Here is a 14,455-nt window from a genome sequence, read left to right on the forward strand (position 1 = left end):
CCCCCCCCCCCCCCCCCCCCCCCCCCCCCCCCCCCCCCCCCCCCCCCCCCCCCCCCCCCCCCCCCCCCCCCCCCCCCCCCCCCCCCCCCCCCCCCCCCCCCCCCCCCCCCCCCCCCCCCCCACACCCACACATCTTACTGTTCGTCGGCAGCGTCAGATGTGTATAAGAGACAGAGTATTAACAGCCCGAATGGCGATGTTGTTCTGCTGGCTAATAAAGTCATTAACAATGGAACCATTAGCACACCCAATGGAAATATCGTATTGGCGGCGGGTAGTTCATTTACACTGAATCCTGATGGTGCAGGCCTTGTCAATGTAAAGATTGATGCCGGTGCGGTAGATGCTCTGGTACAAAACACCAAAGTACTTAGCGCAAATGGTGGCCAGGTTTATATTGCGGCCAGAGACAGCAGCAATGTAATCAAAACGGTTATTAAAAACACCGGCACCATTGAAGCCAATACACTCAGCCTCCGAGCAGGGAAAATTGTACTTGACGCAGGTACTAAAGATAAAATTGACCTCAGTGGAGAGTTGACTGCCAGTGCACAGGGCCAAAATAAAGGCAATGGTGGTTTGATTGACATTCGTGGTAAGCATGTTCGTGTCGATTCAAACACATCAGTTAAAACCACTGCTGACAATGGCACGACTGGTCTGTTTAGCGTCAAGGCTGACGATCTGGAAGTAAGCTATTATAGTAAGAATATGTCAGATAACGCTGTTTCAGTTGAAGCTTTATCTAAAGCACTCAACAATTCTAACGTATCACTCACCAGCACAAATGGTGACTTACTATTTGACGCTGCAGTATTATGGTCTAGCAAAAACAAACTGGAGCTCAATGCAAAAGATAATGTTTTAGTCATGAGTGACATTTGGGCAATGGGAAATAACGCATCGCTGGCATTCAATACTGGATCCGGTAGTTACTACCTGCATGACCTGACTGCAATTACCTCATCTGGAAACGGTGCCAGCTTCTCGCTTAATGGTAAAGCTTACAATGTGATTCAAACCCTGGATCAACTTCAACGGGTAAACACAAACCTCAATGGCCTTTACGTACTGGGTAATGATATTGATGGCGTGAATAGAAACTTCCAGTCTATAGCTGATGGAACTGACTCAAGCAAGCAATTCAATGGCATATTCGACGGGTTTGGACATACCATCAGCAGGGTCAAAATCAAGGCAACAGGCCCAAATGCCGGACTATTTGCATCCAATAATGGTGAAGTACGTAATGTCAATCTGGCTTCCAGCACTGTGACACCAGGCGCAGTGCAATATGATGCAAGCGTCGGAGGCCTTATTGGTTACAACAGTGGCAAGCTGATTAATAGTAGCAATAGCAGCGACTTGGTTTTGATGAGCCCCAAAGTGAAGTCCAATATGCTTACTAACAGCATCGGAGGATTGGTTGGTACCAATACTGGCGTCATTGATCGCAGCAACAATTATGGCATCGTAAATAGCTATGATAACTCACATGCTATTGGTGGAGTCGCTGGTACCAATATGGAAGGGACAATTAGCAACTCAAGCAACGCTGCTACAGTAACGGGCAGCATGGTTGATGGTCTCTATATGGATAGTGGCGCTGGTGGTTTAGTAGGTGTTAACTACTACGGGACAATAGATAACTCCCACTCAAATGGAACCGTTAGTGTTTATAAATCACTTCACAACGGAGGTCTGGTTGGCCAAAGCATTGAGGGTATGATAAGCAACTCATCAAGCAGTGGCAGAATCAATGTTGTAAATGATCAAAATCGATACACGGATGCAGGAGGCCTGGTTGGTAGTATGACCTATGGCACCGTAGAGAATTCCAGCGCGGATATCACCATAACTGGTACCAAATCTTCTACAGTGGGGGGCCTTGTTGGCACTAATGAACTAGGAACGATCTCTGGCTCAAATGCCAACGGTTTGATTATCAATTTGACTGGCATTAATACAGGTGGATTAGTGGGAAGCAACTGGGGAGACATTAAAAATTCTGATGCTGCAACCATTATAAGTGCAGGCCAGAATGCAAATGTCGGCGGCTTGGTAGGTTATAATCAAGCTGGCGCAAGCATTGAGGACTCCACCGTATCCAGATCCGTCCCTGACCGTGGAAACTCGTCAGTCCTTGCCAAAGAAAATAGCAATGTTGGTGGTGCAGTTGGCACTAATCGTGGCACACTGAAACATGTAACCGCAGATACTAATGTTTCAGGTGGCAACTCCAGTAATACAGGTGGTTTGGTTGGTGTGAATCAGGGTGTTATTGATAGCTCCCTATCCAAATCTAATGTATCTTCTGGCGCTAATAGCAAGGTTGGCGGGCTGGTTGGAATTAACGATAAGAATAGTATCATTTACAATTCCAAATTCACTGGAATAGTCAAAAACCTAAGCTCCAGCTCCCAAGCCACTCGTGGCCTGGTGGGTGTGAATCTGGGAACCGTGGATAGCAGTTCAATTTCTGGTACTGCCAATCCCTGACATGCCTCAGCCTACGGAGGTATAAGCTGAGTTATTGTTAGTAACTCACAAAAAGCACGAAGCTTTGCATTCGCTTCGTGCTTTTTCTTTAAAACTGCATTTTGAACAAACATAAAATATTTACCATTCACCCTATGCCCCGGCATTGAGCAGCCCCTTTAAGAACAACGTAAATACATCTTGTTAAGGGAGACAGCAATTCGTAGGGCTGTTTTTTACTGGGCGTGCTCATCTGCCATGCTGTCTGATCTGGGTGCTGCCCTCATCTGATCCAGCAGGAAAGCGTGCAGCGCCAGCACTCCGGGGCGTTTCTCATCTGGCCGCAGCGCCAGCGCATAGGCATAGCCACTGCTCCATGCAGGCGAATACGGTGCCAGCAATTGCCCGTCCGCCAGTTCCTGCCGCAGCAGGCTCACATCACCCAGCGTCACGCCGTAGCCTTGCAAGGCTGCATTCATGGCCTGATCCAGCGTATCGAACACGGTACCGCCACGGTACTCAACCGTTGACGCGCCACGGCTGGCCAGCCACTGCCGCCAGTCGCGCCGGTCATGCGAGGGGTGAAGCAAGGGATAGTGCTGCAAGTCGGCCACCTGCTGCAGCGGCTGGCCGGTTTTGGCCAGCAATTGCGGGGCAATCACCGGGGTAAGCTGCTCGACCAGCAGCAGTGTCTCATTCCCCGCAATGGCTTTTTGCGGCTTGTAGACAATGGCCAGATCAACATCCTCGCGGGCAAAGCTGACCGCATGCTCGTGCACGCCAGCCAGTTGCACCGGCCATTCCGGTGCATCGCGCGAAAACTGCTGCAGCACCGGCAGCAGCCAGCGCACCACACAGCTGGGCGCCTTGATGCACAAGGGTGCGGCAAGGCTGGCGGCTGCATCCACCCCCTGGGAAATCACCTTGAAACCACGCTGCACATAGCCCAGCAGCAAACTGCCCTGTGCCGTCAGGCGCAAGCTGCGTGCATAGCGGTGAAACAGCGGATAACCCAGGCTGTCTTCCAGTTGGGCAATCTGCTTGCTGACCGCGCCCTGGGTAATGAACAACTCATTGGCCGCATGGGTGAAGCTTTGGTGGCGCGCTGCCACCTCGAATACCGACAAGGCATACAAGGGCAAGGTTTTTCTGGGCATGTCCGGCATTCCATGACTGAGTTTTTCTCATTTATAACATGCCGATTAATCGTTTGTGTCATGGCTGACAAAGCCGTTGAATAGCGTCACCCCACCATCACCGGTCCAACACCATGCTGCATTCACCCGTTACAGCCCGCTCGCGCCTGCCGCATGTCGGCACCACCATTTTCAGCGTGATCGGCCAGCTTGCCGCACAGCACCAGGCCATCAACCTGTCACAGGGCGCACCCAATTTCCCCTGTAGTGAAGCATTGCTGCGCTACGCCAGCGAAGCCATGCAGGCCGGGCACAACCAGTACGCGCCGATGACCGGCCTGCCCACCTTGCGCGAGGCCATCAGCGCCAAGACCGAAGCCCTGTACGGCTGTCGTTATGACAGCGAGCACGAAGTCACCATCATGGCCAGCGCCAGCGAAGCCTTGTTCTGCGCAGTCAATGCGCTGGTACATGCCGGGGACGAGGTCATCGTGTTTGAACCGGCCTTTGACAGCTATATCCCGATGATTGAACTGCAAGGCGCCACACCGGTGGTGATCAAGCTGGCCGCGCCCCGTTTCGCCATTCCCTGGGACGAAGTTGCCGCACGCATCAGCCCGCGCACCCGCATGCTGATCCTGAACACCCCGCACAACCCCACCGGCACCACGCTGTCAGCCGCTGATGCTGCACGGCTGCAAGCGCTGACCGAGGGCAGCGATATCGTGATCCTGTCGGATGAGGTGTACGAGCACGTGGTGTTTGACGGCGCACAGCACCACAGCATGAGCCGTTACCCGGCGCTGGCTGCGCGCTCGGTGGTGGTGACTTCCTTTGGCAAGACTTACCACGTCACCGGCTGGCGGGTGGGCTGCTGCCTGGCACCACAGGCCCTGATGGAGGAAATCCGCAAGGTGCACCAGTTCGCCATGTTTGCCGCCGACACCCCGATGCAATACGCGCTGGCGCGCATCCTGGGCGAGCCGGAACACTACCTGGGCCTGTCCGCCTTTTACCAGCGCAAGCGTGATTTGCTGTGCGCCGCGCTGGCCGACAGCCCCTTGCAACTGCTCCCCAGTCAGGGCAGCTTTTTCATGCTGGCCAGCTTTGCCCACCTGTCGGATGAAAGCGACAGCGAATTCGTCAAACGGCTGATCACCCGCCACGGTGTGGCCACCATTCCGGTATCGGCCTTCTACCGCGACGGCACCGACCAGCGCGTGATACGCCTGTCCTTTGCCAAGGATGATGCTACCTTGCTGGCCGGTGCCGCCCGGCTGTGCGAAATCGGAGCCGCATGATGGCAGACACCCTGTTGGCCGCCGCCATCCAGATGTGCTCGGGTGACGATTTGCAACACAATCTGGCCCGGGCAGCACAATTGGTCGGAGAGGCGGCACAGGCTGCTGCCCGCTTCGTGGCGCTGCCCGAATATTTCTACCTGATGCCGGCCGACGAGCAGGCACGACTGCCGCTGGCCGAGGCGTTTGGCAATGGCCCGCTGCAAGCGCAGATGGCCAGCCTGGCCCGCCAACATGGCATCTGGCTGCTGGCCGGCACCCTGCCACTGCAAAGTGGCGATGCCGCACATTTTCACAACAGCAGCCTGCTGTTCTCCCCCGACGGCCAATGCACGGCGCGCTATGACAAGATGCATCTGTTCGGCTTCCGGCATGGCGACGAATACTATGCCGAGGCAGACACCATGCAGGCCGGGGACCAGCCCATCAGCGCCGACACGCCATGGGGCAGCCTGCGCCTGTCAGTGTGCTACGACCTGCGCTTTCCCGAACTGTATCGCCAGCCACCGGCACCGGGCCTGATCAGCGCCCCCGCCGCCTTCACCCGGACCACCGGCCAGGCGCACTGGGACTTGCTGCTGCGCACACGGGCAGTGGAAAACCTGGCCTTCGTCATTGCCCCGGCCCAGTACGGCCGCCACCCCGGCGGCAAGGAAACCTATGGCCACAGCATGATTGTCGACCCATGGGGACAGGTGCTGGCCTGCCATGAAGAAGGCGAAGGCATGGCGCTGGCCCGGCTTGACCTGTCCGGACAAACCGCGTGGCGAGCACGCCTGCCCGCCCTGCAACACCGCCGTTTGTGAACATATCAACCAGCAATACCAACAGCCCGGTACAGGGCTGAGTGACAGACTGCATGCCACCAACAATCAAAGGAAAACAGATGAAACAGCACACCCTGATGATGACGGCCATCCTGACAGCCGGCAGCTTTGCCCTGCCGGCCATGGCGGAATCCACCCTGCGTTACGGTATCGAGGCGCAATACCCGCCGTTTGAATACAAATCCGCCAGCGGCGAGCTGCAAGGGCTGGATGTGGAACTGGGCAAGGCTGTCTGCGCCGAAGCCCATCTCAAATGCAGCTGGGTGGAAAATGCCTTTGACGGGCTGATTCCGGCACTGCAAGGCAAGAAATTCGACGCCATCAACTCCGCCATGAATGCCACCGAGCAGCGTCGCAAGAGCATTGCCTTCACCAGCATCATCTACCGGGTGCCCAGCATGGTGATCGCCCGCAAAGGCAGTGGCATCACCACCGCAGCCGACAAGCTGCAAGGCAAGAGCATGGGCGTGTTGCAAGGGTCGATCCAGGAAACCTATGCCCGCAGCCACTGGGAGTCTGCCGGAGTGCGCGTGGTGTCCTATCAGGACCAGAACCAGGTTTACGCCGATATGGCGACCGGCCGGCTGGATGCCACGCTGGTGATGGCCCCGGCGGGCCAGAAAGGCTTCCTCACCCGCCCGGATGGCAAGGACTTCCAGTTTGTCGGCGCCGTGCATGACGACAAGATTCTGGGCAGCGGCATTGCCTTTGGCCTGCGCAAGGACGATGTGGAACTGCGCAAGAAACTGGACGCCGCCATTGCCCGCCTGCAAGCCAGCGGCAAGGTGAAGGCGCTGGCCGCCAAATATCTGGGCGATGGCATTGATGTATCAGTGAAATAAGACCACATGCCGCCTCTGCTGCAAGCAGGGCGGCACTGTCTTCTGCAGCATGTGCTACACCCCCGGCACGCCGTAGCCGGGGGCCTGATCCGGTGCATCGGCGCGGGTGATGTAGTCCTGCATTTGCGGCTGATAACGCTGCCACAGCTGCTGCAGCTCCGCCACCGGTTCACCATCACTCCAGTCCACCCGCAGGTCGACCACCGGCCAGCTTTGCGTCCACACCAGCTTGAGCCCGGCAGCATGAATGGGCCCGACCTCTCCCCCGGCGTCTACGGCTGCCTGCATGGCAGCCAGCAGGCGGTCGGCCAGATGGCCGCGACTTTGCTCGAAAGCCTCCACCATACGCGCGGGCAAGCTGGCATCGGCCAGGATATTGCCACCGGCAGCGCAGTGTTCGCCCTGCGCCGTGGCAAACACCCCCAACGCATGCTGACCGCTGAAGGTGGCAATTTCCCCTTGCGCCGGCACCAGCAGCAGCTGACGCCAGGCCAGATTGCCATCCGCCAGTGCCAGCGCCTGGCACAGGCTATGGCCACGCTCCCCTGCTGCCATCAAGGCCAGCGCCTTGGGCCCCAGCGCCGGGTTGGTGACATTCTGGCTCATCACCGCGCCCACCCCGGCTGCCACATGGCAGCAGCGGCTGGCCACGGCGATGCTGGATGAAGCCGCCGCCACCCCCAGCATGCCGGTTTGCGGACAACGTGCGGCGATGGAAAAGGTCATGGCTGGTAGCCTTCCGGAATTACTGCGGTGATGTCGATTTCCACCAGCCATTCAGGCCGTGCCAAGGCGGAAATCACCAGCCCGGTGGACACCGGGTACACCCCCTTGAGCCAGCGCCCCACTACCTGGTACACCGCCTCGCGATAGCGGGCATCCACCAGGTAGATGACGATCTTGCATACGTGGTCCAGATGGCTGCCGGATTCCTCCAGCAGCATCTTCACATTGGCCATGGCCTTCTCCGCCTGGGCGGTGACATCGCCGATGCCGACCGACTCGCGGGTATCCAGGTCCTGACCGATCTGGCCGCGCAGGAACACCATATTGCCCGCCACCACGGCCTGGCACAGGTCGTTGTCCAGCTTTTGTTCCGGGTAGGTATCGCGGGTGTTGAACGGACGAATGCGTTTGTGAACCATGTTTCACCTCATTGCTGTGTGTGGGGTGGCGGTCATGCCGCCGCCGTTATGGAAGTCGCCTGCCTGTAATTCAAACCTTTTCACGCACCGGCGCTGCGGTGGCGGGAGTACTGGCGTGATAGGCCTGGTATTTGCGCTGGGTGGCAATGTGGTCGGCAATGAACTTGGCGTCATGCCATACCCCCCAGATAAAGCTGGAGCCACGCCGCGACAGCCAGGGCAGACCCAGGAAGTACACGCCCGGCTCGCTGGAAATGCCACGCTGATGGCTGGGCTTGCCCTTTTCGTCAAAGGCATTCACTTGCAGCCAGCGGTAATCCACGGCAAAACCGGTGGCCCAGATCACGGTGCCAACTCCGCTGGCAGCCAGGTCCAGCGACAGGATGGGTTCCCGCATGCAGGCCGGATCCGGCGGCAGTTGCCGCGCTTGCGGCTCTGGCGGCAGGTCCAGCCCGTTCTGCGCAATATAGGCATCGGCAGCGTCCAGCAGCCCCAGGTAGTTTTCATCGCCACGGGCAATGTTTTCCGCCAGGTCCGGCTGAAACTGCATTACGCCGTTTTCGCAAGAGCAGGTCATGCCCAGCAAGGTGATGCCCTGTTCGGCCAGCCGGCGAAAATCCACGGTATGTCCGCCACGTGCGCCACTCACCGCAATGGTGACGTGCTCACGCCCCGGCTTCACTTTCTGGGCGTCCCACTCCCCCAGCACCCCCAGCCACCAGCAGAAGTCCCGTTCACGGTAACGACGCGGCGGCCTGTCGTGCGGGCCGACCGACAGATACACCTGGCGGCCTGCGCGCTGCAGCTCGTCGGCAATCTGCACACCGGACGAGCCCGAACCCACCACCAGCACCGCGCCGGGCGGCAGTTGCTGCGGGTTGCGGTATGCTGCCGAGTGCAGTTGCGTCACCGGGCTGTCAGCCGGGATGAGTTGCGGAACAAGCGGCTGCTGGAAGGGGCCGGTGGCAGCCACCACGCGATTGGCTTCTATCACCCCGGCCGAGGTTTCCACGGTAAAGCCCGGGCGTCCGTCATTGCGCACCACCTTGAGCACTTCCACGCCGGTGCGGATGGGGGCGTGGAATTTGCGGGCGTAGGCTTCCAGATAGTCCGCCACCCGCTCCTTGCCGGCAAAGGCATCCGGCGCGACATCATCAAAATCCAGGCCGGGAAAGCGGTCGTGCCAGGCCGGGCCGTTGCACACCAGCGAATCCCAGCGCTCCGAGCGCCAGCGCTCGGCAATGCGTTGGCGCTCCAGTACCAGATGCGGTACATCCAGCTTGCTCAGGTGTTCGCTCAGGGCGATGCCGGCCTGGCCTGCGCCAATCACCAGCGTATCGGTTTTTTCCATCACCATCGTCACTTCCCTTCCCTGTGAAATGCCCCCGAACACCGCAAACGAGGGTGGCGTGGGGGCCTGCCTGTTCAGGCAGTGCCGCAGCGGGCGCTGTACATGGCCACGTGTTGCGGCAGGTCAGGCAGCCTGTGGCACCACATGGCTGCGCTGGCTGACCACTGCAGTCTAGGGAAGGCCGGTAAATACCGAAAATATGTTTATTTTTTAATCTGAATTGTTTTTTCTTATGCAAAATCCTGTCCGACAGCCTGACGCAAGAAAGGCCGCAGCAAACCAGGCCTGCGCTAAGCAATTGAAGGAAAAGGTGCTTTGCCGGGCTGCGGTCCCGACATGCGATGTCCCTGGCATCAAAGATGGCTTTTTCATTGGCAGCTTGTAGAATGCCTGACATCAACGCAGCCTTTTTCCGTGATTTGTCATTAAAGCTGTTTAAACTCCAAGGAAGATGCCCATGGCAAAGATCCGCTACGCACTGATGCTGGCTTCCCTGCTGGCGCTGCAATCCACCCACGCCCTGGCACTGGACAAGACGACAGGCCACCCCATCGTCACCATTACCGGCCTGATCTCGGAAAAGAACAGCGGTGCGGATGCGCAATTTGACGCAGCCATGCTGGACAAGCTGCCGCAGGTAAAAATGACAGTGCCCACACCGTGGTATAAAGAAGAGCAGACTTTTGAAGGGCCGCTGTTCCGCGATGTGCTCAAGGCAGCCGGCAGCAAGGGCAGCAAGCTGTATGTGGTGGCGCTGAATGATTACGCTGCTGAAATTCCGCTGGCTGATCTGGAAAAATACGACGTGATCCTGGCTCGCAAGGTCAACGGCAAGGTGCTGACCGTACGCGACAAGGGCCCGCTGTTCGTGATGTACCCCTTCGACAAGAAGCCGGAACTGCGCACCAAGGAAATCTATTCCCGCTGCGTGTGGCAGGTTAACCGCATCCGCGTTGAATAAACCCCGTATCGGACATCTCCTGTGACTTTGTTTTCGCGCAAGACGCCGGTTCGCAATCAGGTCTGGCTGCTGGGCATCCTGCTGGTGGCTGCCCTGCTGGTAGTGGGCATGCTTTATCAGCGCCAGCAGTCGGAAATGAAGCGTTTTGCCGAACAGGGCCAGGACAATGTGGTGTGGGTGTATTCCCAGCTGGGCATCGACTACTACCGCACGCTGGGCGCTGCCAAGGTGGCCGAGGCCACCGGCAAGACCGCCGACCTGGACGAACTGCAACTGCGCTACAACATCCTGGTGTCCCGCATCAACCTGCTGCGCGAATACCGTTTCGCCGCGCTGTTTCCCAACAGCAGCTGGTATCAGCAGCAAGTCGGTGCGCTGGCCAGGCTGATCGCCCAGACCGACAAACAGCTCAATGCCGGCGATGGTTATTTCGATCGCCCCCAAGCCATCGCCTTGCTGCAGCGGCTGGAGAATGTGGCCGACAACGTGCGCGAGCTGACGGTGGGTGCCAACACCCGCCTGACCGATGCGGCCAATCTCAGCAACCAGAGCCTGCAGGACATCAACACCACGGTTGCCATAACCGCAGCCTTGCTGATGCTGGTGGCAGTGCTGATTGCCGTGCTGGCCTGGCGCAACCTGCGGCACAGCGAACACCGCCGCGAACAGGCCGAGGCACTGAGCCGCAGGCTGGACCGCGCACTGGAACTGGCGGAAGCGGCCAATGTGGCCAAGGGGGCCTTCCTGGCCAATATGAGCCATGAAATCCGCACCCCGATGAACGGCATCATCGGTATGACCGAGCTGACGCTGGATACCGAACTGAATGCCGAACAGCGCGAATATCTGGAAGTAGTGAAGTCATCGGCCGATGCGCTGCTCACCATCATCAACGACATTCTGGACTTCTCCAAGATCGATGCCGGCAAGATGGTGCTCGAATCGCTGCCCTTCTCGCTGCGCAGCCTGATCAGCCAGACCAGCTACCCCTTTGCCCTGAAAGCGGAAGAGCGCGACCTGGAAGTCATCTGCCAGATTTCCCCGGAACTGCCGGACCGCGTCATCAGCGACCCGTCCCGCCTGCGCCAGGTGCTGAACAATCTGCTGGGCAATGCGGTGAAGTTCACCAAGCAAGGTGAAATCGTGCTCAGCGTCACCGGCCAGCAACAAACAGCCAGCCGCTACCTGATGACCTTCTCGGTACGCGATACCGGTATTGGCATTGCCCCGGAAAAGCAGCGTGTCATCTTTGACGCCTTTGCCCAGGCCGACAACAGCACCACCCGCCGCTATGGCGGCACCGGGCTGGGCCTGTCCATCACCCAGAAACTGGTGGGGCTGCTGGGTGGTGAAATCCATGTATCCAGCGTACCGGAGCAAGGCTCGGAATTTGTTTTCACCATTCCGCTGGAGCTGGCAGCCGAGCAAGCCCCGGCCAGCACCCCGGCACAACTGGCCGGCTTGCGCGTGCTGGTATGCGATGACAACCCCACCAACCGCAGCTGGCTGGCGGCCCTGCTAAAAAACTGGGACATGCAGGCCACGCTGGCCGAAGACGGCTTTGCCGCCCTTGCCATCCTGCAGCAACAGCCCTTCGACCTTATCCTGCTGGATGGCCACATGCCGGGCATGTCCGGCTTCGATGTGGCACGCCAGCTGCAACAACAAGGCTGCCAGGCCGACATCATCATGCTCACTTCTTCCGGCGAGCGTGGCGATGGCCGCCGCTGCCAGGAACTGGGCATTGGCGGTTATCTGACCAAGCCGGTGCCGCAGGAAGAACTGCTGACCACCATCTGCCAGCTGCGCGGCGAACCAGCCGACAACAGCGCCCAGCTGGTCACCCGCTACAGCGTGCAGGAAGTCAAACAGCAGCTGCATGTGCTGCTGGTGGAGGACAACGAAGTCAACCAGAAACTGGCACTGGCCATTCTCAGCCGCCGCGGCTGTACCGCCAGCGTGGCAGGCCACGGTGCCGAGGCGCTGGAACAGCTGCAAGCACACAGCTTCGACCTGGTGTTGATGGACATGCAGATGCCGGTGATGGACGGCCTGGAAGCCACCCGCGCGCTACGCCAGCGCGAAGCCGCACAGCAACTGCCACGTCTGCCGGTGATTGCCATGACCGCCAATGCCATGACCGGTGACCGGGAGCGCTGCCTGGCTGCCGGCATGGATGGCTATGTCAGCAAGCCGGTGGATGCCCAGCGTCTGTTCGAGGAAATAGAACGGGTACTGAGTGGCGAGGGCACCCTGCCCCAGCATGCAGCCCCTCAGACCGAGGCCAGCGCCAGCTGCCAGCTGGACTACCAGAAAACCCTGGAAAACTGTGATGGTGATCAGGAATTCCTGCTCACCCTGCTGCAAACCTTTGTGCGCGATGCCCAGTTGCGGCTGGAAAAACTGCAGCAGGCTGTCAGCCAGCAACGCATGACCGATATCGCCATGTTCTCCCATGCGCTGCGCGGGGCGGCGCTGTCCATTGGTGCGGCACCGTTTGCGGCCTTGTGTTACCGCATTGAATCCGCCGCCCAGCAGCAATCCGCAGCCGAACTGGAGCAATTGCTGCCCCAGTTGCTGGATTGCCATCAGGCCCTGCTGGTGGAAATCCACCCGTACCTGCCGCCGCAGGACGCAACGACCAGTTGATCAGGAACAGTTGATCAGGGCTGGCTGATCAGGGCAGCCAGGGTGCCAGCGGTGTCAGGTCAAGATGCTGCTCCAGCATGTCGGCCAGCCGTTCGATGTGCGCCTCGCGAATGGCCGGGTAGTCCAGCGGCTGCGGTGCAGCCAGCCCGGCCCATTGCAACAGGGCGGCCAGGCTTGCCGGTTGATCGAACACCCCGTGCAGATAGGTGGCCAGAATCTGGCCATCGGCGCTGATGGCTCCGTCGCAGCGGCCATCCTCCAGCCGCACCGCAGGCTGCGCCAGTGCCGCGCCAGTGCTCACCCCCATGTGGATTTCATAACCGCTCACCGCTGCCGCACCCAGCGTCAAGTGGCCGTTCACCCGCGTCAGTTGCTTGTGCGTGGCCAGCGTGGTTTCCATCTCCAGCCAGCCCAGCCCGTCACTGCTGCCCGCCTCGCCTTCCAGCCCCAGCGGGTCGTGCAGCTGCTGGCCCAGCATTTGCAAACCGCCACAAATGCCGATCAGCTTGCCGCCATAGCGCAGGTGGCGGGCGATGGCAGCCTCCCAGCCGGCAGCGCGCAAGCTGGCCAGATCAGCCCGCACACTCTTGCTGCCAGGCAGGATGATCAAATCAGCCGGTGGCAAGGGCTGTCCGGGCTTCACCAGCAGCAGCTCCACTTGCGGATGCAGGCGCAGCGGGTCGAAATCGGTGTGATTACTGATGCGCGGCAGCACCGGCACTACCACGCGCAGCGTTTGCTGCGGCGCGTGTTCGCCTTGCGGACGATTGAGCGCCAGGCTGTCTTCCGCCTCGATATGCAGGCCACTCAGATACGGCAGCACGCCCAGCACCGGCTTGCCGGTGCGCTGCTCCACCCACTCCACGCCGGATTGCAACAGCGCCGGGTCGCCACGGAAGCGGTTGATCACCAGCCCCACCACCCGCGCGCGTTCGCTGTCGGACAGCAATTCCAGCGTGCCCACCAGATGGGCGAACACGCCGCCCCGCTCGATGTCCGCCACCAGCACCACCGGGCAGTCCACTGCCTCGGCAAAGCCCATATTGGCGATATCCCCCTCGCGCAGATTGATTTCCGCCGGGCTGCCCGCCCCCTCCACCACAATGCACTGGTATTGCATGGCCAGCCGGGCGTGCGACTGCAACACCGCCTGCATCGCCACCGGCTTGTAAGCGTGGTAGGACACGGCGTCCATATTGCCCACCGCCCGCCCCTGGATGATGAGCTGGGAGCCGGTATTGCTATTGGGCTTGAGCAGCACCGGGTTCATGTCGGTATGCGGCTCCACGCCGCAGGCCAGCGCCTGCACCGCTTGCGAGCGGCCAATCTCGCCGCCATCCACCGTCACCGCACTGTTGAGCGCCATGTTCTGCGGCTTGAACGGGGCCACGCGCAGGCCGCGCCGCACCAGCAAACGGCACAGGCCGGTGGCAAAAGTGCTCTTGCCGGCATCCGAAGTGGTGCCCTGAATCATGATGGTTTTGGCAGACATGCTGTTCTCCGGCGCGCTTTTTTTCGGGAAGCCCCCTAAAATGACGCTTTTTTTCGACCATGGACAGCCAGCCATGCAGCTGTCCTGAAGCCGGCGATTATATAGGCGAGTGATGTGATTTCAGCTGTTTTTCTGTTTTTGGCCGTGGTGCTGGACCGCCTGCTGGGTGAGCCACGGCGCTGGCATCCACTGGTGGGCTATGGCTATCTGGTACGCAAGGTGGAGCATGCACTTTACCCGGCCAGCGTCCAAACGGAGCCGGTATGGCGCATG

General features: G+C 59.5%; 11 protein-coding genes. 6 read left to right on the forward strand and 5 right to left on the reverse strand.

Going from position 1 to position 14,455, the window contains the following annotated elements:
• Window positions 1–159: 159 nt before the first annotated feature.
• Entirely contained in the window at window positions 160–2,499 is a 2,340-nt protein-coding gene (locus JHD62_RS23105; RefSeq protein ID WP_199104275.1) for a GLUG motif-containing protein, read from the forward strand.
• Between the two features lie 215 nt (window positions 2,500–2,714).
• Here JHD62_RS23105 and JHD62_RS19485 read toward each other — a convergent pair whose 3' ends face one another.
• Window positions 2,715–3,635, reverse strand: coding sequence for a LysR substrate-binding domain-containing protein (locus JHD62_RS19485; RefSeq protein ID WP_199104276.1), 921 nt, complete (start codon window positions 3,633–3,635; stop codon window positions 2,715–2,717).
• A gap of 113 nt (window positions 3,636–3,748) precedes the next feature.
• Here JHD62_RS19485 and JHD62_RS19490 point away from each other — a divergent pair, with 113 nt between their 5' ends.
• The 3 genes from JHD62_RS19490 (at window position 3,749) to JHD62_RS19500 (ending at window position 6,584) form a co-directional block, all read left to right on the forward strand.
• Entirely contained in the window at window positions 3,749–4,915 is a 1,167-nt protein-coding gene (locus tag JHD62_RS19490) for a methionine aminotransferase (protein WP_233161106.1), read from the forward strand.
• Window positions 4,912–5,721: a carbon-nitrogen hydrolase family protein gene (locus JHD62_RS19495; protein WP_370541095.1), complete on the forward strand. Its 810-nt coding sequence runs from the start codon at window positions 4,912–4,914 to the stop codon at window positions 5,719–5,721. Before JHD62_RS19490 ends, JHD62_RS19495 begins: the two co-directional genes overlap by 4 nt.
• An 80-nt stretch (window positions 5,722–5,801) precedes the next feature.
• Window positions 5,802–6,584 (forward strand): transporter substrate-binding domain-containing protein, encoded by a 783-nt coding sequence (locus JHD62_RS19500; RefSeq protein ID WP_233161107.1) that lies wholly within the window; start codon window positions 5,802–5,804, stop codon window positions 6,582–6,584.
• A 54-nt stretch (window positions 6,585–6,638) separates the two neighbouring features.
• On the opposite strand, the gene JHD62_RS19505 is transcribed toward JHD62_RS19500, so the two are convergent.
• From JHD62_RS19505 to JHD62_RS19515, 3 genes are all read right to left on the reverse strand, one after another.
• On the reverse strand, window positions 6,639–7,310 hold the full coding sequence (locus tag JHD62_RS19505; protein ID WP_199104277.1) for a DUF1028 domain-containing protein: 672 nt from the start codon (window positions 7,308–7,310) through the stop codon (window positions 6,639–6,641).
• Entirely contained in the window at window positions 7,307–7,729 is a 423-nt protein-coding gene (locus JHD62_RS19510) for a RidA family protein (RefSeq protein ID WP_199104278.1), read from the reverse strand. The genes JHD62_RS19505 and JHD62_RS19510 overlap by 4 nt, the downstream gene beginning before the upstream one ends.
• Before the next feature lie 70 nt (window positions 7,730–7,799).
• Window positions 7,800–9,080, reverse strand: a complete 1,281-nt coding sequence (locus JHD62_RS19515) for an NAD(P)/FAD-dependent oxidoreductase (RefSeq protein ID WP_233161108.1) — start codon at window positions 9,078–9,080, stop codon at window positions 7,800–7,802.
• A gap of 457 nt (window positions 9,081–9,537) precedes the next feature.
• On the opposite strand from JHD62_RS19515, the gene JHD62_RS19520 reads away from it, so the two are divergent.
• Window positions 9,538–10,041, forward strand: coding sequence for a molybdopterin-dependent oxidoreductase (locus JHD62_RS19520; protein ID WP_062787153.1), 504 nt, complete (start codon window positions 9,538–9,540; stop codon window positions 10,039–10,041).
• A 21-nt stretch (window positions 10,042–10,062) separates the two neighbouring features.
• A complete protein-coding gene (locus JHD62_RS19525; RefSeq protein WP_199104280.1) occupies window positions 10,063–12,690 on the forward strand; it encodes a response regulator in 2,628 nt (875 codons plus the stop codon).
• 28 nt (window positions 12,691–12,718) lie between these two features.
• Here the strand turns inward: JHD62_RS19525 and JHD62_RS19530 are convergent, their stop codons facing one another.
• Window positions 12,719–14,182 carry a cobyric acid synthase gene (locus tag JHD62_RS19530; RefSeq protein WP_199104281.1) on the reverse strand — a complete coding sequence of 488 codons (1,464 nt, stop codon included), beginning with the start codon at window positions 14,180–14,182 and terminating at the stop codon, window positions 12,719–12,721.
• Window positions 14,183–14,455: the final 273 nt, after the last annotated feature.

The organism is Aquitalea sp. ASV11 (assembly GCF_016429185.1).
Taxonomy (GTDB): Bacteria; Pseudomonadota; Gammaproteobacteria; order Burkholderiales; family Chromobacteriaceae; genus Aquitalea; species Aquitalea pelogenes.

What these genes read in the sequence shown, in the direction of transcription:
- JHD62_RS19515 (WP_233161108.1), bottom strand. Translation starts at nt 9,080, where the DNA reads ATGGAAAAAACCGATACGCTGGTGATTGGCGCAGGCCAGGCCGGCATC.
- JHD62_RS19505 (WP_199104277.1), bottom strand. Translation starts at nt 7,310, where the DNA reads ATGACCTTTTCCATCGCCGCACGTTGTCCGCAAACCGGCATGCTGGGG.
- JHD62_RS19490 (WP_233161106.1), top strand. Translation starts at nt 3,749, where the DNA reads ATGCTGCATTCACCCGTTACAGCCCGCTCGCGCCTGCCGCATGTCGGC.
- JHD62_RS19520 (WP_062787153.1), top strand. Translation starts at nt 9,538, where the DNA reads ATGGCAAAGATCCGCTACGCACTGATGCTGGCTTCCCTGCTGGCGCTG.
- JHD62_RS19495 (WP_370541095.1), top strand. Translation starts at nt 4,912, where the DNA reads ATGATGGCAGACACCCTGTTGGCCGCCGCCATCCAGATGTGCTCGGGT.
- JHD62_RS19510 (WP_199104278.1), bottom strand. Translation starts at nt 7,729, where the DNA reads ATGGTTCACAAACGCATTCGTCCGTTCAACACCCGCGATACCTACCCG.
- JHD62_RS19485 (WP_199104276.1), bottom strand. Translation starts at nt 3,635, where the DNA reads ATGCCCAGAAAAACCTTGCCCTTGTATGCCTTGTCGGTATTCGAGGTG.
- JHD62_RS19530 (WP_199104281.1), bottom strand. Translation starts at nt 14,182, where the DNA reads ATGTCTGCCAAAACCATCATGATTCAGGGCACCACTTCGGATGCCGGC.
- JHD62_RS19500 (WP_233161107.1), top strand. Translation starts at nt 5,802, where the DNA reads ATGAAACAGCACACCCTGATGATGACGGCCATCCTGACAGCCGGCAGC.